Source organism: Halopiger djelfimassiliensis (genome assembly GCF_000455365.1).
GTDB classification, from domain to species: Archaea; Halobacteriota; Halobacteria; order Halobacteriales; family Natrialbaceae; genus Halopiger_B; species Halopiger_B djelfimassiliensis.
Window position 1 is genome coordinate 844,515 of record NZ_HG315685.1, and the last position, 17,498, is coordinate 862,012.

At 61.5% G+C, this 17,498-nt stretch carries 15 protein-coding genes and 1 tRNA gene; 7 read left to right on the forward strand and 9 right to left on the reverse strand.

The genetic code is table 11. From position 1 onward, the window contains the following. Positions 1-33 precede the first annotated feature (33 nt). The 6 genes from TX80_RS09965 to TX80_RS09990 all read right to left on the reverse strand — a co-directional run bounded on the left by TX80_RS09965 (position 34) and on the right by TX80_RS09990 (position 7,980). A complete protein-coding gene (locus TX80_RS09965; protein ID WP_049922949.1) occupies positions 34-507 on the reverse strand; it encodes a DUF7555 family protein in 474 nt (157 codons plus the stop codon). A 5-nt stretch (positions 508-512) separates the two neighbouring features. Continuing rightward, positions 513-1,919, reverse strand: coding sequence for an ABC transporter ATP-binding protein (locus TX80_RS09970; protein ID WP_049922950.1), 1,407 nt, complete (start codon positions 1,917-1,919; stop codon positions 513-515). After that, entirely contained in the window at positions 1,919-3,259 is a 1,341-nt protein-coding gene (locus TX80_RS09975) for an oligopeptide/dipeptide ABC transporter ATP-binding protein (RefSeq protein WP_049922951.1), read from the reverse strand. Before TX80_RS09975 ends, TX80_RS09970 begins: the two co-directional genes overlap by 1 nt. Further along, positions 3,259-4,980, reverse strand: a complete 1,722-nt coding sequence (locus tag TX80_RS09980; protein WP_049922952.1) for an ABC transporter permease — start codon at positions 4,978-4,980, stop codon at positions 3,259-3,261. The genes TX80_RS09975 and TX80_RS09980 overlap by 1 nt, the downstream gene beginning before the upstream one ends. Beyond that, positions 4,980-6,044 carry an ABC transporter permease gene (locus TX80_RS09985; protein ID WP_049922953.1) on the reverse strand — a complete coding sequence of 355 codons (1,065 nt, stop codon included), beginning with the start codon at positions 6,042-6,044 and terminating at the stop codon, positions 4,980-4,982. Before TX80_RS09985 ends, TX80_RS09980 begins: the two co-directional genes overlap by 1 nt. Positions 6,045-6,177: 133 nt before the next feature. Beyond that, positions 6,178-7,980, reverse strand: coding sequence for an ABC transporter substrate-binding protein (locus tag TX80_RS09990; RefSeq protein ID WP_049922954.1), 1,803 nt, complete (start codon positions 7,978-7,980; stop codon positions 6,178-6,180). A 625-nt stretch (positions 7,981-8,605) separates the two neighbouring features. Here TX80_RS09990 and TX80_RS09995 point away from each other — a divergent pair. The 6 genes from TX80_RS09995 to TX80_RS10020 all read left to right on the forward strand — a co-directional run bounded on the left by TX80_RS09995 (position 8,606) and on the right by TX80_RS10020 (position 15,661). Beyond that, a complete protein-coding gene (locus TX80_RS09995; protein ID WP_049922955.1) occupies positions 8,606-10,501 on the forward strand; it encodes an ABC transporter substrate-binding protein in 1,896 nt (631 codons plus the stop codon). A 22-nt stretch (positions 10,502-10,523) separates the two neighbouring features. Then, complete coding sequence (locus TX80_RS10000; protein WP_049922956.1) at positions 10,524-11,480, forward strand: ABC transporter permease; 957 nt, start codon at positions 10,524-10,526, stop codon at positions 11,478-11,480. A 14-nt stretch (positions 11,481-11,494) separates the two neighbouring features. Then, a complete protein-coding gene (locus tag TX80_RS10005) occupies positions 11,495-12,583 on the forward strand; it encodes an ABC transporter permease (RefSeq protein WP_049922957.1) in 1,089 nt (362 codons plus the stop codon). Then, on the forward strand, positions 12,583-13,659 hold the full coding sequence (locus TX80_RS10010) for an ABC transporter ATP-binding protein (RefSeq protein WP_049922958.1): 1,077 nt from the start codon (positions 12,583-12,585) through the stop codon (positions 13,657-13,659). Before TX80_RS10005 ends, TX80_RS10010 begins: the two co-directional genes overlap by 1 nt. Then, complete coding sequence (locus tag TX80_RS10015) at positions 13,652-15,001, forward strand: oligopeptide/dipeptide ABC transporter ATP-binding protein (RefSeq protein ID WP_049922959.1); 1,350 nt, start codon at positions 13,652-13,654, stop codon at positions 14,999-15,001. Before TX80_RS10010 ends, TX80_RS10015 begins: the two co-directional genes overlap by 8 nt. 75 nt (positions 15,002-15,076) lie before the next feature. Next, the gene (locus TX80_RS10020; protein WP_049922960.1) at positions 15,077-15,661 is read left to right on the forward strand and encodes a hypothetical protein; all 585 of its coding nucleotides are present in this window, start codon (positions 15,077-15,079) and stop codon (positions 15,659-15,661) included. Between the two features lie 168 nt (positions 15,662-15,829). Here the strand turns inward: TX80_RS10020 and TX80_RS10025 are convergent. From TX80_RS10025 to TX80_RS10035, 3 genes are all read right to left on the reverse strand, one after another. Further along, positions 15,830-15,904 (reverse strand) — tRNA-Met (locus tag TX80_RS10025). Positions 15,905-15,970: 66 nt separating this feature from the next. Then, complete coding sequence (locus tag TX80_RS10030) at positions 15,971-16,417, reverse strand: GtrA family protein (RefSeq protein ID WP_049923215.1); 447 nt, start codon at positions 16,415-16,417, stop codon at positions 15,971-15,973. 142 nt (positions 16,418-16,559) lie between these two features. Further along, positions 16,560-16,826, reverse strand: a complete 267-nt coding sequence (locus TX80_RS10035; protein ID WP_049922961.1) for an HAH_0734 family protein — start codon at positions 16,824-16,826, stop codon at positions 16,560-16,562. 387 nt (positions 16,827-17,213) lie between these two features. Here TX80_RS10035 and TX80_RS10040 point away from each other — a divergent pair, with 387 nt between their 5' ends. Beyond that, positions 17,214-17,495 carry a 50S ribosomal protein L44e gene (locus TX80_RS10040; RefSeq protein ID WP_049922962.1) on the forward strand — a complete coding sequence of 94 codons (282 nt, stop codon included), beginning with the start codon at positions 17,214-17,216 and terminating at the stop codon, positions 17,493-17,495. Positions 17,496-17,498 lie beyond the last annotated feature (3 nt).

Consider the following 17,498-nt stretch of genomic DNA (forward strand, 5'->3'; position numbering starts at 1 on the left):
CTGCTCGATATCGGGCGAAAGCCGGACGTGGCCTTAGAACCCGAACAGTGCTTCCAGCAGATACGACACGAGCAAGACGAACAGACTCCCCAGAAAGAGCTTTCCGGGCGGCGACATCCGGTATGTCGGCGGCGGTGCCGGGAGCCAGCGCAGCGGCGGCATCGCCCGAACGAACGACTGAAACCGCGTTTGGTCCGCCGACGCCGGGATCGAATCGGTCGTGAGACTGGCCGTCGTCATCGCGTCGCTCTCGCGTGCGTGATCGTCCTCGAGATCGCTCGGCGACGACGGCCAGAGCCTGACCGTCGCGTAGCCGAGCAACAGGAACCCAACGACGAACAACACGTACTTCACACGGGTGAACCCGCCACCGGTGACGAAAGCGAGGGAGACGGCGATAACGGTCGTCGTCAGCGCCACCGTGAAGGCGTACGTGACGGCATCGAGACAGACGAGTACCGCCACGGGAAGTCGATCGGCTGTCGATTCGTCCGTTGGATCGGTCATCGATATCAGTTCCGATGGCGCTCGTCGAGTACCTCGTCGGGCTCCCGATACTCGTCCCCGTGGCGGTGACAGAGACTCCGCCGGCCCGAATCGCTGACGACGTGGTACTCGGGCTCGACCGGATCTGCTTCCGCGCCGGATCCGGTTCCGGGTTCACAGCCATCACAGATACTACCGAACTCGTCGTCGATGATCTCTAAAGCCGTTGTTTCGTCGTTTTTACGGACGTGATCGGCGACTTCCTCGAGCACCGACTCGACCTCCGGCGGGAGGTCGTACTCGCCGAACAGTTCGTCGTAGATCTCGTCGATCGTTCCGAAGCGGGTTTCCTTGCCGAGCAGTTCCCGAATCCGATCGGTGATCGACCGCTCGGCTCGTTGGCGTTCCCGAAGCACCTCGCGGAGCGTATTGAGCTGGGTCCACAGTTCGTTCTCGAGGTGGTCGTACTCCGGCGGCCGGATCCGGGCCGGACACCGGGTGCTGAACGGACACCCATCCGGGGGATGCCGTGGGCTTGGCGGCGTTCCATGGAGCGTGATCCGATCTTTGTCGGCCGTCGGATCCGGCTCCGGGATCGCCGACAACAGCGAGTGCGTGTACGGGTTCGACGGATCGGAGAACAACTCTTCGGTCGGCCCGAGTTCCATGATGTTCCCCAGATACATCACGGCGACCCGATCACAGAGGTGCCGGACCACCGAGAGGTCGTGAGCGATAAAGAGGTACGTGAGACCGAACTCCTCCTGGAGCTCCTCGAGGAGGTTGATGACCTCGGCCTGAACCGAAACGTCGAGCGCCGAGACCGGTTCGTCGAGGACGATGAACTCCGGCTCGAGCGTCAACGTCCGTGCGATCCCGATCCGCTGGCGCTGGCCGCCGGAGAACTGGTGGGGATACCGGTAGTAGTGTTCGCGCTGGAGACCGACCGTATCCAGCAGTTCCTTGACGCGCTGGCGACGTTCCGCGGGCGTTTTCCAGTCGTGAACGTCCAGCGGCTCCCGGACGATTTCCCCGACGGTCATCCGGTCGTTGAGACTCGAGTCCGGGTCCTGAAACACCATCTGGGCGTTTCGACGCCACTTCTTGAGTTCGGCACCCGACAGCTCCGTGATATCGGTCCCGTCGAATCGAATCTCGCCACCGGTCGCGGACTCGAGTTGGATGAGCGTCCGTCCGAGGGTCGTTTTCCCGCAGCCGGACTCACCGACCAGCCCGAGCGTCTCCCCGCGTTTGATGTCGAAGGAAACGCCGTCGACTGCTTTGACCGGCGAGCCGCCGAGCAGTCCGTCGTCTTCGTAGTAGGTCCGCAGGTTCCGGACCTCGACCATGACGTCCTCGTCCGCGGGATGTGAGTCCGCTGGTTCGGTTGCGGTTCCAGTGTCGGTTTCGCTGCGAAGGGCATCCTGACTCATCAGTCGTCACCTCGCGATCGCGATCGTGTGTCCCGGTCAGCGTTGGGCCTCAGTTCGTCCGTCGATCCGTCTTCGGAATAGAGCAGACAGGCGGCGGTGTGATCGTCCGCATCCTCGTCGACGGGAATCGGCTCGGGATGGACCTGCTCACACTCCTCGAAGGCTTTCGGACACCGTGGTGCGAACCGACAGTACGTCGCCGGTTCGTTCGGCGTCGGGACGTTTCCGTCGATCGTCTCGAGCTTATCGTCGCGTTGCCGGCCCGGAATCGAGCGGAGCAGCCCCTGCGTGTAGGGATGTTTGGGATCAGCAAACAACGAGACCACGTCCGCAGTCTCGACGATCTCGCCGGCGTACATGACGTTTACGCGGTCGGCGATTTCTGCGATCACACCCATGTCGTGGGTGATGAACATGATCCCGATGTCCCGTTCGGTCTGTAACTCGGCGAGCAGGTCCAGAATCTGGGCCTGGATCGTCACGTCCAGTGCCGTCGTCGGCTCGTCACAGATCAGCACCTCCGGATCGCATGCCAATGCCATCGCGATGACGGCGCGCTGGCGCATCCCGCCGGAGAACTGGTGTGGATACTCGTCGACGCGTCGGCGTGCGTCCGGGATGCCGACGGCTTCCAGCAGTTCGATGGCTTCACGGGTCGCTTCCTGTCCCGTCAGATCCTGATGGAGTTCGAGCGCCTCCTTGATCTGGTTCCCGACCGTGTAGACGGGGTTGAGACTCGTCAGCGGGTCCTGGAACACCATCGCAACCCGACCGCCGCGCATCGCCCGCTGGGCCTTGCCAGTACAGTTCGTGATCTCCACGAACCCGTCGTCGATCGCGTCCGGATCGTCCGAACCGCCGCCCCTGACGAAGACGCAGTCGGTTTCGTCGAGGAACCCGAGCGACGCGGCGTACGCGCCGACGAAGTCCTCCATCGTCGCCGCCTCGCGGCTGTCGTAACCGAACGTCGACGGCGTGGCGTCGACGCCGTCGTAGTCGAACAGCGATTCCGGATCGTATTCGGCCTCCAGCGCGTCGAGGTCGACGGTTCGATCGGGGAACCGCCGTGCGAACTCCCGGACGGTCTCGAGGTGCTGGAACCGGATACTGCTGCCCTCGAGCACGCGTCCGGGGGAGTCGACCAGTCCCATGATCGAGCGGGCGGTGACGCTTTTCCCCGAGCCACTCTCGCCGACGATACCGGCCGTCTCGCCGGGTCTGATCTCGAAGTCGACGCCGTCGACGGCCCGGATCACCTCCTTGTCGGTGAAAAACGCCGTCTGGAGGTTCCGAACGGTGATGATCGGCTCTGACCGATCGGTCACGGAGCGGTCCGCCATTAGCCACCACCTCCGGTTGCGGCAGCACCGGCATCGTTTCCGCCGGCTTCGCTCTGTGGATCGATCGCGTCGCGGATCCCGTCACCGAGCGCGTTGAAGCCGGTGACCAGGATGACGACCATGATCCCGGGGATCGTCGCGATGTGCCACGACACGGTCGAAACGTATGGTCGTCCCTCGTAGACCGCCCGACCCCACTCGGGGGTGGGTGCCTGAACGCCGAACCCGAGGAACGAGAGGGCTGCAACCCCGATAATAACGCCACCGAGCGACAGCGAGGCGTAGATGAGCATGTAGCCGGCGATGTACGGCGACATGTGCTTTCGCATCGTCGTCACCGGGCTCTGCCCGTAGCTCTTTGCGGCGTCGATCCACTCCTGTTCCGCGACCTGTAGCGACGGACCGCGGACCGCTCGCCAGAGGAACGGCCAGCCCGTCGCTGCGAATATCAGTGCCAAGAGTAATCCTCCGTCGTAGATCGTTGCGAGCGGATGGTTCGCTTCCATGAACAACACCGACAACAGCAGAACTACGAGGAGTCGTGGCATCGAAATGATGGAGTCACTGACGACGACCGTCAGCAGGTCAGCCACGCCCTTGTAGTACGCCGTTATCAGCGCCAGTGCCGTGGCCACGAACGCCATCAGAACGGTCGCGAGTATGCCGATCACCAGCGATACTTGCGACCCGTACGCGAGGAAGGTGAACAGATCCTTCCCGTCCTGATTCGTCCCGGCCGGATGGAACCGATCGTACTGATCGTAGCTCATCAGTCCGACGTTGTTCGTCCCGTCCGAACTAGTATTTCCGTTCGCGTCTCCGTGAGTAATCGTCTGGACACCCCCGTCGTCGTAGTATTCGATCTGATGTTCGTACGGACTGTAGAGGTTCTCCTCGGCCGTCACGGGACTGACCGCGGGTGCCCACAGCGCCATGACGACGAACGCGAACACGACGATAAAGCCGAACATCCCCCAGTAGTGGTTTCGGAGGCGATTGACGCTATCGTCACGGGGTGTCCAGTCGGCTTCCCGATAGTGTGTCCGGAAGATCTCGTACCCCTTCCAGAACCAGCCCAGGAAGACGAACGCGTAAGCGTACACGACGGCCACGCGAAGCGCCCACGCCACCGCTGGCGAGAGGCCGAGGAACGTCCCTTCCCAACTGCCGTCAGGGGTCTTGTAACCCTGGTTCGGGATCACTTCCCTGCTCGTCAGCGTCGGCAACGAACTCACCCAATCCAACCCGCGGGTAACGACGCCGATCACGGCTTCGATGAGACCGCCGACCGGCGTCGCGACGAGCACGGCGGCGACAGCGCCGAGCACGACGGTCCACAGTGCCCGTTCGATGACATCCTCGAGTTCCGAACTGACCTCGAGATCGAGGCGGTCGACGAGCGACCACGGGATGACCAGCCACTTGAGAAGGACGGCAGTCAGCGCAAGCAACAGCACCGCTATTATGCCGAAAGCGATCGTTCCAGCCGCTGGTCCGGCCGATCCAGTGACGACACCCTCGAACCAGCGAGGCCCGGCAGCGATCCCTTCGATAAGGAACCGAACCGCGCCGCCGAGTCGAACGACGCCGCCGGCCGCTCTGCCGAGTTCGAGCGCAATCAGGACGACCACACCGGTCACCCAGACCAGTGCCGGCCGCGGGTTCGCGGCGATACGATCACGAAGCGTGGTGTCGGATTCGGTAGATGCGTTTCGGTTCATTATTCGTACCCCACACGCGGATCAAACACCGTATACAGCAGGTCCTGAATGATGTTGACCGAGACGATTCCGACGATGAAGACGAACATCAACGAGCCAACGAGCGGGAGATCCCCCTGTATTGTGGCCTGATAGAACAGGTATCCGATACCGTTGATCCCGAAGATGTATTCGACGATGACCGAGCCACCGAACAACAGGAACGCCTCGTTCGAGATGATCGGGATCAGCGGGATCATCGCGTTCCGGAAGACATGCTTCCAGACGATCACGCGGCCCGAAACCCCCTTTGCCTTCGCGGTTTCGACGTAGTTCGAGTTGATCGTCTCCAGCACTGCGGTCCGACCGATGCGCATTTCGTTGCCCATCGAGGCGGAACCGAGCACGAGTGCCGCCGGCAGCACCTGCTTGATCGAGGCCAGTAACGTCGTTCCGGAGAAGTAGACGCCGATCGGGATACTCAGGAAGCCGATCGAGGTCCATTCGGTCACTCCGATGAAATCCAGCGGCGGTTGGCCGATGAGGCTGTTGATCTCGACGCCGAACGTCTGCCAGTCGATGCCAAAGAGGAACCGTTCGGACTGGCTGAGAACCGCAAGCAGGATGATCGCCAGCCAGAAGTTCGGCATGGCCCGCCAGACGATTCCGCCGAAGGAGACGAGATAATCCCGTTTCGTGTTGGCATTCAGGCCGGCGTAAAAGCCGAGCGGGATCCCGATGAAAAGCGGGATCAACACCGACCAGAACGCGAGCCAGAGCGTCCGTGGCCCGTAGATTCGGAGCAGACTCCAAACGCTCGTCTCCGGCTGAATGATCCACGACTGGCCGAGGTCGAACGTCAGCATATCAGTCATATAATCGATATACTGCTTCCACAGCGGCTGATCGAGACCAAGCCGGGCCCTGATCTGCACTCGACTCGCTGCACCCCCTTGTTCACCGACGATCGAAGCGACCGGGTCGATCGGCCCCATCCGCACGAAGATAAACGTCATCGTGAGTCCGAGAAGGACCACCGGGACCGACAGTAGTAGTCGACGGAAGAAGTATCGCCACCGACTCATGACGACTCACCCGTCCACGCCGTATTCATCATGACTGTTACTACAAATTGCTCGAGCATTCCAGTATTATAAACCTCCCTATTATTGATCGAAGTGATGGACGGCCACGGAACGTGACCGATCCAGAACGACGTTATTTATCCAGCGTGACGTTATTGAACCGCTGCTGATAGGCCCCCATCGCCCCGAACTTCTCGATGTCGACGTAGTCGTAGATGAACCGTTCTTCGAGGTCGTGATAGAGCGGGATCATGATCGCGTCCTCCCTGACGGCTTCTTCCATCTCGATGTAGGCTTCGTTACGGATATCCTGTGCGTCAGGATCGGGGTTGTTCTCGACGCGTTCCCACGCTTGCTGGGCCTTGGTTGCGGCGTCGGAATCGGCGGCGTGCCAGTCGATGTAGTAGCCGTTGGTCTCCTCGGGCATGCGTGACGTGTCGGTGTTTTCCGGCTCGAACCCGAACATACCGTAGTCCGCCGCGGGCCAACTCCAGGTCCAGGCCAGCGAGAAGAACTCGAGGGTCCCCTTCTCGCCGCGATCGATGAGCGTCGAAAACGGTGCCTGCTCGAGTTGGAGTTCGATGCCGGTGCCACTGAGTTTGTCCCGGGTATCCCGGCCGAAGTTCTGGAAGACGTCGGATTCGTAGGTCGTCAGGGTGAGCTCGTATGGATCGTCTTCCGTGTAGCCGGCCTCCCGAAGGATCTCTTTTGCGGTATCGCGGTCGGTCTCGTTTGGCTTGTACGGGTAGTCCTCGATGAACGACTCGTATCTGTCCTGCCCGCCGGGGAAGGCGTCCGGGGGCGTGAACGTGAACGCCTCTTTGCCACGCCCTTTGAAGACATCCGAGATGAGTTCCTCGTGGTCGGTTACGTACGCGACCGCTCTCCGAACCGGGCGCGGAACCGCCGTGGCGTTGAAAGCGACGTAGTAGGTCGAAAGCTGTGGAACGCCGACGTACTCGAACGTTTCGCCGTTTTCGGCCGGTCCGTACGTACCGACCAGTCGGCCGAGATCGTCCTCTTCGGCGTCGATTTTGCTCTGCTGGTACTTCGCTGTCGGCATTCCTTTCGACGGACCGAAGATATCGACGTTGCCTCCCATTGCATGGGTGTGTGCAGGTTCGTCCTTCTCGATGATATCCCACTGGACAGCTTCGATATTGGCCACGCTGCCGTGGTAATCCTCGTACCGAGTCACTCGTGCCTTGGAGTCGGGTACCCATTCGTCGAACTCGAACGGACCGCTGCCGACCATCGTTTCCGATGAGAACTCGTCGTGGTCGATCTCGCCGTCGTACCCCTCGATATCGCCGACGAGTCCCTCCGGGATGATCGCGAACGCGTCGTACGCGAGCAGCTCCAGTGCGTTCGGGTGCGGCTTCGAAAGTGTCATCTCGACGGTCTTCTCGTCGACCGCTTCGACGGCGATCGTATCGGGTGCGGCGACTTCGCGCTCCTCACCGTCCTCGCTTTCGATCGTCGTGGTCTCGTGCTCGACCGAAAGGAAGATATCGTCGAGCAGGAAGTTCGCTCGCTCGGTGTATCTGGATTCAGCAAGCCGCCGGAACGAGTAGACGACGTCGTCGGCGGTCACCGGGTCGCCGTTATGGAACTGAGCGTCTTTGAGCGTAAACCGGTAGGTCAACAGGTCGTCGGAGATCTCGACGTCTTCGGCGAGCAGCTCCTCGGTTTCGGTCTCCCCGTTGGGATAGTGGGTTAACGGTTCGTAGACCTGCTGGATGACGTGACCGGACGCGGTGTCCGTCGCCTGAATCGGATCGAGCGTCGTGATCGTCGAGTTGATCAGGTTCAACTCGTTTTCCCCATCTCCACCCTCGGGTTTTCCCGTCAGACAGCCCGCAATCGTCGCGACCGCTGCACCGGATCCCGCTGCCTGCAGGAACGTTCGTCGTGAAAGCCTCGTCTCGTTCGACATTCCGACTGACACGAGTGTCCCAAGTATCATAAACTTTTGTTTTGAGCTTCAGCCCCTCAATATTTGTTATACATTATTGGATAAATTCGATAAAATACACAACCAATCTATGAATATATTGTCCAATATTTCAATTCTATAGTATTATTATTGAATATTATATATGTGTGTGGGAGATCCTCTAGCCAATGGCGCGATCGGTCGAAATTCCGATGCAGTCGCCTTGTTTTCGTGATACCGTATGATAGAATCACACCAGCGACCGGTATCGAACAGTTCCTCGAATGGCGGGGCGGCGAACAGTACCCACTTTCGCTGAATGCGTGGACCTGAGCGGCGTTTCCGCTCGACGACTCGAGCGAACGGGGATACACCCCGAGAAGGAACGACGTCCGGTCCGCGAACGGCGACCACTCGCTCCCACCGGGTTCGTCATCGGTTCAACGCCGTGTATGTGGCCCTCTATCTCTATTCCGTCCTTCGATTCCATATTATTTACCATTGTAATGAACTCCCCAACTGTTTCATCCGTTGAATCAGTACCTATTTATATATGGAAAAAACATCGGAGACCATGGGTCAAGATACCAATAGGTCTGCCACGAACACCTCCCGACGGCGAATATTGCAAGGTCTGGGTGGTGCAGGTGTCACAGCGGTTGCCGGCTGTCTGTGGGGGGACGAGGAAGACGTCGATATCAGCGGGGCATTAGACCGGGAGACGGTCGACCCCGACGAGATCAAGTCCGGGGGAACCCTCAGGGCCAGTGTTCCGCTGAGTCCGGATCTGTTCGATCCGCCGGAGAGTTCCGCCGCGGCGGCGTCGGTGGTCCACAACCTCTTCTGGGAGGAGTTGCTCAAAACCGACCTCGACGGGAACGTCTATCCCTGGCTCTCCAAATCCTACGAGCAAGTCGAGATCAACGACATCGACCGAACCGATTACGAGGAGTACATGATCTCCGTCCCGTTCGACGAGAACGGGCTGCCGGACGTCTCGGACCAGATCGTGGTCTCCCATCCCGACAACGATCCGGAAACCGACGACGAAGCGCTGGTTCTGACGGTCAACGAGACCCAAGACGCCGTTGACGACGGCGTCTTCGGGATGCACTTCCACCACGAACTTCACGAGGGGATCACCTTCCACAACGGCGAGGAACTGACCGCCGAGAACGTCGTCCGCTCCTACGAGCGGTACGAGAACACGCTCATGTCGGGGCAGGTGTTCGACCAGTTCCTCCACGCGGAGGCCGACGGCGAGTACGCGGTCGACCTCTACGCACAACTGCCCGACGCCGAGGCTGTCGACGATATTCTCTGGCGAATCTTCCCGACCGAACACATCGAAAACGTCCAGCCGGGGGATCTCGATCCGCGTCACGGAACCGAGCCGGTCGGTATCTCCCCGTGGGAGTTCGAAGAGTTCGAAAACGAGGAGTATCTCATCGTCAGCCGAACCGACGACTACTGGCTCGAGGAGATCGGGCTCGAGGAGAAGTCGTGGTGGGACGGTCCGGACGGGTTCCCCGCCGGCCCGGTTATCGACGAAATCGACATCGAGTTCATCAAAGACGACTCCCAGCGCAACGCCGCGTTACAGGAACGCGAGATCGACGTCACGTACGGCGTGACTGCCGAGGCTCGGACCAACTTTTACACCGCCGATGACTTCCGCGTCTCCGCGACGCCCGGCGGATCGTACGACTTCCTGCAGTTTCCGGTCCAGACCGAGCCGTGGGACGACGTCAACGTTCGTCGCGCCGTCAACCACCTCATTCCACGGAGCGATATCGTCTCGTCCATCACCGACAACTGGGCGAACGAAGCGACGGTTCCGTTGCCGGAACTCGCGAGCGAACGGGGGACGACCGACTACGAACAGCTCAAGGAGGATCTGGCACACTACAACGAGTACGATCCCGACCGGGCCGAGGAACTGATCGAGGCCTCCGACTACGAACCGCCGTTCGACGTGACGATCCACACGAACTCGGGTAGCAAAGACCGCATCCGCAAAGTCGAACTGATCGAACAGACGCTGAACCAGTCGGGGCTTTTCGAGGCGACCCTCGAACCCCCGGGAGACCTCAATACGCTCGTCGAAATAGCGTACGAGCCCGACTACTACGAGGAGGGGAACCTCGTGTATCTCGGCCTGTCGGGTTCGTACAATCCACACAGTTTCTGTGAAGCGGTTCACCACCCGGACCAGTACAACGAGTGTTGTAACATGCAGAACCCGCCCGGCTCGTTCCCCGACCTCATCGAACAGATGGACGCCGCCCAGTTCGGGTACGAGGTCGCACAGGACCCCGACCTCCGCGCCGAGCGATACGACGAACTCTGGGAACAACTCCTCGAGATCAACGCCAACTCGTTCGTCGAGTTCGAACTCTCGACGGTCTCGATGACCGACGACGTACGCGGGTACAACGCGTATCCGTTTAGCAGCCAGTTCCTGTTCGACCCGATTTACAACCCGATAGACCAACAGCTCACCTACCTCGACCGAGACTGAACGACGGTTCCCACTACATACTATGAGCTTACGACGATTCATCCTCAAACGCCTCCTGTCGATCGTTCCGATCCTCTTTGGCGTGTCGGTGATCACGTACACGCTCGTCCACTTCACGCCGGGCGATCCGGTCAGCCAGATGCTCGCGATGAACCCGGACGCCACGGCCGCCGACGCGGCACAGCTCCGCGCGCGATACGGGCTGGACCAACCCGTCTGGAAACAGTATCTGACCTGGATGTCGAACGTCCTGACCGGTGATTTCGGCCGGGTCATCTCGAGCAACCGTCCCGTCGCGGACGTCGTGGTGGGTCGGTTGCCGGAAACGATCGCACTCGGCCTCTTCGGGTGGGCGTTTGGCATGCTGATCGCGATTCCGACGGGGATCTACGCGGCGGTACACAAGGACGAACTCGGCGACACCGTGAGCCGGTTTATCGCCCTTTCTGGCATCTCGCTCCCGAACTTCTGGCTCGGGCTCATGCTGATGTTGCTGGCGGCGGTCTGGCTCGACCTCTGGCCGGTCAAAGCGCCACGGGAGCCGCTGTACCATCCGCGGATGCTGAAGTTCCTCGTCCTGCCGGGGCTGACGATCGGCGCGTCCTCGGCGGCGACCCTGATGCGGATCATGCGGTCGTCGATGGCCGAAGAACTGAACAAGGAGTACGTCATGGCCGCACGGGCGAAGGGACTTCCCGAGCGAACGGTGATACTCAAACACGTCCTGCGGAACTCGCTGATCTCCGTCGCCACGGTTGCGGCGTTTCTGACCTCGAGTATCGTTGCCGGCTCGGTGGTCGTCGAGCAGGTGTTCCGCTGGCCGGGCCTCGGTGAGGCGTTTATCAACGCGATCACCGGCCGTGAGATCAACCTCATCATGGCGATTACGCTGTTTACGGGAGTTGCGATTATTCTGGCCAACCTGCTCGCTGACGTCGCTTACGCGCTTCTGGACCCGCGAATCAGAGACGAGTACTAACGAGAGTGATACTGATGTCTACAGAACGAGGACGGATTCGAATTTCGGGGTTCGACCCGGATCGTGTCGAGGAACGAGAGTCGACATACGAGAGCGATGCCGAGAGTACAGCGCCGGAGGGCCGATGGGTACAGGCCTGGAACCGGTTCAAACGCAATCGGAGTGCGATCGTCGGACTCGGAATCGTCGCGGTGATGGCAGTTCTGGCGATCTTCGCCCGTCCGATTACGGTGTTCGATGTAACGGTTCAGCCGTTCTCGATCGCGCCGTACGAGCCATCGACGATCCTCAGGCTGCAAACCGGGCACGACGGCAGTCCGTACGACCTCGCGACGATCCTCGGATTACAACCCGAGTACGACGTCGGTCGGTACGCTCCGCCGTCGCTTTCACACCCGATGGGCACCGACGGATCGGGCCGTGATCTGGCTACCAGAGTGCTGTACGGCGGTCGATACAGCATTCCGATCGGGTTCATCGTGGTCGGAATCACCGCGACGGTTGGAACCATCTACGGAAGCGTCTCGGGCTACTACGGCGGCTGGATCGACGAATGCATGATGCGTCTGCTGGACGTGATCTTCGCGTTCCCGCCGCTCGTATTGGCACTCATCATCGTCGCGGTGTTCGGCGGCGGCTTCTGGCCGCTCGTGGCCGCCTTCTCGCTGTTTGGCTGGGCGTCGTACGCGCGGATCATCCGCGGGGAGATCCTGAAGGTCAAACAAAACGAGTACGTCATGGCGGCGAAGGCACTGGGTGCGCGCGATCGAACCGTTATCTTCAGACACGTCGTCCCGAACGCGATCGCGCCAGTGATCGTCCAGGCGACGCTCAGCATCGGCACGGTCGTCATCGGCGTCGCGGCGCTTGGCTTCCTCGGCGTCGGGTTCGATCCGGGCACCCCCGAGTGGGGAACGATGCTCAATGCGACCCGCGATACGCTCATTCGCGGCCCGGGCGGGTCGATACCCTGGTGGGCCACCATCTTTCCCGGCGGTGCGATCTTCCTGTTCGTGATGGCGATGAACCTCATCGGTGACGGCATCAACGACGCGCTCAACGCTCAGGAAGAGGACGCCGTCGTCCGTGGAGGTGGTGGCTAATGACGCTGCTCGAGGTCGACGACCTGACGGTGTCGTTTTACACGGAGGAGGGAGTCGTCCGCGCGGTCGACGGACTCTCCTACCGCGTCGAACGCGGGGAAACGTTCGGCGTCGTCGGCGAGAGCGGGGCCGGAAAGAGCGTCACCGCGCTCTCGTTGCTCCGCCTCATCGAACAGCCCGGCCGAATCGAGAGCGGCGAGATCCGGTTCAAGGGCGAGGACATCCTCGAGATGACCGACGAGGAAATACGCCGAATCCGGGGCAACGAGATCGCGATGGTGTTTCAGGACGCCCAGACCGCACTCAACCCCGTCTATACGGTCGGCGAACAGATCTCCGAAGCGATCAGACACCACCTCGAGTACGACAAGTCGGAAGCCCGGGAACGAACGATCCAGTTGTTAGACGAGGTCGGCATTCCCGAAGCCGAGGCCAGGTACTCGGATTACCCACACCAGTTCTCCGGGGGGATGCAACAACGCGCCGTCATCGCGATGGCGCTGTCGTGTAACCCGGATCTGCTCGTCTGTGACGAACCGACGACGGCACTCGACGTCACGATCGAAGCCCAGATCCTCGACCAGATTCAGGAACTCGCCGACGAGTTCGACACGGCAGTTCAGCTTATCACCCACGACCTGGGCGTCGTCGCGGAGATCTGTGACCGCGTGATGGTGATGTACGCCGGCAAACCGGTCGAGAAGGCACCCGTCGAGGACCTCTACTACGACCCGAAACACCCCTACACCGTCGGACTCATGAGTTCGATCCCCCGCGTCGGCGATACCCGTGACCGACTCAGGACGATCCCCGGAACGATGCCGGATCTCTCGGAACTGCCGTCCGGCTGTAGCTTCCACCCGCGGTGTCCGTACGCGGAAGAGTCGTGTGCCAGAACGGAACCGCCGTTGCTCGACCCCGAGACCGGAACGCCAGCCGACGAGACCGACAGCGAGCACACGGCCGCGTGTCTCGAGTACACCGGCGATCTGAACGGCGGACTCGACTACGAAATCGAGGTCGTGGACGGCGACGACCCCACCCGCCAGTACGCGGAGCGTGATCTCGATGACTAGCGGCGACCCCCTTCTCCGTGCGGAGAACCTGACGAAATACTACGACAACAGTGGCGGCTTCATCGACAGCCTGTTCGGTCGATCGAACGAATGGGTCAAAGCCGTCGACGGCATCGATCTCGAACTCTACGAGGGCGAGACGCTCGGGATCGTCGGCGAAAGCGGCTGCGGAAAGTCGACGCTTGGCCGCACGCTGCTCAGACTGATCGAACCGACCGACGGTTCGGTATACTACCAGGGCGAGGATCTGACGGCGGTCTCGTCCGATCGACTTCGGACCTTGCGAACCGACCTCCAGTACATCTTTCAGGACCCGTTCTCGAGCCTGAACCCGCGGCTGACCGTCGGCGATATCATCGGCGAGCCACTGGACATCCACGGGATCGCAAACGGCGACGACCGGACCGAACGCATCTACGAACTCCTCGAGACCGTCGGGCTGAACGCGAGTCACGCACATCGCTACCCCCACGAGTTCTCCGGCGGCCAGCGCCAGCGGATCGGGATCGCACGCGCGCTCGCGGTGAACCCTGAAATCATCGTCTGTGACGAACCGGTGAGTGCGCTCGACGTCAGCGTTCAGGCACAGATCCTCAACCTGCTGTCGGATCTGCAAGACGAGTTCGGGCTGTCGTACGTGTTCATCGCCCACGACTTGAGCGTCGTCGAGCACATCTCCGATCGAATCGCGGTCATGTATCTCGGCGAGTTCGCGGAGGTCGGGACGACCGAAGAGGTGTTCTCGCCGCCTCACCATCCGTACACGGAAGCGCTGTTGTCGGCGATTCCGGAACCCGACCCGAACTGGGACGGGGACAAGATCTTCCTTCCGGGATCGGTCCCGTCGCCCCTCGATCCGCCGTCGGGCTGCCGGTTTCATACCCGGTGTCCGTACGTCATCCAGCCGACGGAGTACGACCTCGAACAGGACGTCTGGCGCTCGATCGTCGATCTCAAGCTCCGGGTCGAAGACGCCGACTCGCCGACTGCAGTCGTCGCCCTCGAGGACGACGGCGGGGGGCGGACGGATCCGACCGCCGTCTCCAGGGAGCGACTCGACCAACTGATCCGGTCGGAGTTCGACCTCCCGAAACAGGTGGCCGAACCGGAGCTCGAGGGCGCGCTCACGCAGGTCATCGACGCGATCCGTGACGGATCGCTGTCGAACGCTCGAGAGATACTCGAGGACGCGGTCACCTCGCCCTGTGCGACCCACGATCCGGAGCACGCCCGGGCCGAAGGGACGAACCGGATCGCGTGTCACCTGTACGACGATCGGTTCGACGATCGAACGGCCCGGCCCACAACCGGGAGCACGGGTGACGCTGCGGCCGACGACTGACGCCCAGCGGGCCACGCATCGGCGACGAGTTCACCGATCCCAACGTTTTAGTGGTCGTGCTCGGAGGATCGACCAATGCGTCGGATATACGAGTCGGACGCGCTTCGGCGGGACGACGAGCCGTTTACCCCCCACGAGCGGGAGTCGTCGGTCCGGCCCCAGCTGTTACGATCGGTAAACTCGACCGGGCTGAGCCGGCTGTTGGTTCCGAGCGGACTTGGACAACAGGCGATTTCGATCGAGATCACGACACCGCGAACCGAGTACCCCGCCGGCGTCACGATCCCGTTTACGGTCACGATGCGAAACCCGATGCCGGTACCGATCACCATCCCGACGAACTCGCCGCTGTTGTGGACCTGGTCGGTCGACGGGGCGACGGAAGCCACCCGCGTTTCGCTCCGTGACCCGCCGGACGAACCGGGGGAGTTCGTGTTCGATCGGGGAGAGCGAAAGCGGTTCGGAAAACGATGGGACCAGCGGTTTCGCGTCTCTGAGACCGAGTGGGTGCCGGCCGAACCCGGCACGTACACGATCGCGGCCGAACTCAACGTCGACGCGCCGGCCGAGGCCGGTCTGCGCGGCGAGACGACGGTGCGGATCGTCCCCGATTCCGACTTCGAAGACGACCCCGACGTAACCGCCGCCCCGGACGCGTAGCGGGTTGACGACGGCCGGCCGAAACCGTGTACCGCCAGTTTTTCGTGAGGGTGCTTTCGAGCGTCGAAACCGGATACCGTTTCGCTCGCTTCGCTTGTCGGCTGACTGACCCGATATCGCTCACGCCGAGTCGATAGCTGCCGTTCGAGAAGTAGTCCAACAGAAGGATAGCGGGAGGTGGATTTGAACCACCGGTCTGCGGGTTATGAGCCCGCCGGAATCTCCTGGCTATCCCATCCCGCTACCATATCGTAACCGAGTGCACTAGTTAAGGGTTGTGATTCGGGTGCCGTATGGGGATTCCTACCGTTAGTCGTGATGGATCTGCCAGGTGTAAAGGCTCTCACAGATGTAATTGACGAAGAACCCGACGCCCATCCCGATCACGTTCGCCGCGACGAACCAGACGCCGAACTGCCGAACTAGCAGTTCGAGCACCGCAAGCGTCACCAGCAATCCGCCGAACCGGACCGCGTTCGAGCGAAGGAACCGTCGACACAGTGCGCCGAGGCCGGCGTCGCCGTGACTGGCGAACGTCCACCGCTCGTTGATCACGAAGATGACCGCGATGCCGAGTTCCCAGGCGAGGAGTTTCGAGACCGTCACCCCGAGAACCGTCCCCTCGACTAGCAAAAAGAGCACGGCGTTGTCGACGGTCGCACCGATCAGTCCGACGCCGGCGAACTGGCTGAACCGCGTCGTCGAAAGCAACGCACGAAGCCGTGCCCGGACGGCGTCGAACGGGGAATCAGTCATCGTCGTGTCGCGCCTCGTCTCGCTGTGGGCGGAAGTCGCCACTGGATTTCATCGTACGATCACCGTGTCGGAGTGACGGTCCCAAACGGTTACGGCCGGGAACGAACGCTCGAGGGTGTCGCGGCCGCTGGTCTGTCGGCTCTCAAACCGCGAGATCGCCCGCCGAGCGGACGACCTCGACCGCCTCGGCGTCGACGCGCTCGACATCGAGGAAGTGGGGGACGAAGTTCCGCTTCTCGAAGTCCTCGTACTCGGACTGGTCGCCGACGGTACACCACAGCTGGACTTTGTCCGGGCCGTGCCACTCGCCGTTTCGATTGATCCCGAAACAGACCACCTCCTCCCCGTCGTATTCGATGATCGCCCCCTTCCGGATACCGGGGTCGCCGTGGATGATGAGCCGCTTCATGGCGTCGACTTCTCGTGACGGGTGATTAAGCGCTTCGGAGTCCGCTCCGTGCGGATCGAGGCGTGGCGTCGGGTGCGAAGATCGTGGAGCAGTGTCGGGCGACCGGTCCCGTAGATTACAGGTCAAGCGTCTCGGGTCACACCCGAACCGGCTCCTCGGACTGCCGGTCCGTCTCGCTCGTGCTGGGGGTGACCGAATACTCGAAGTCCAGTCTTGCGATCCCAGACGGCAACGGTCGAGAGACTCCCGCTAACTTTGTTGTCTAGCGCGTGTATATCGGCGTCTGCGTAACCGGGGTGACCGACGGAGGGAGACGACGCGAGCGAGGACCCGAAACCAAACGGGTTTTAACCAGCCCCCTCTTAGCCCACCCCAAGTGAGATAACCATGCAGATGCCACGCCGATTCAATACGTATTGTCCGCACTGTAACGAACACCACGAACACGAAGTCGAGAAGTCCCGAACGGGCCGTTCCTCGGGGATGAAGTGGGACGCTCGCCGAACCCGGCGCAACACCGCGTCCATCGGTAACTCCGGTCGCTTCTCGAAAGTGCCCGGCGGCGAAAAGCCCACCAAGAAGACCGACCTCAAATACCGCTGCAGCGAGTGTGGCAAGGCCCACCTCCGCGAGGGATGGCGCGCCGGCCGACTCGAGTTCCAGGAGTGATTA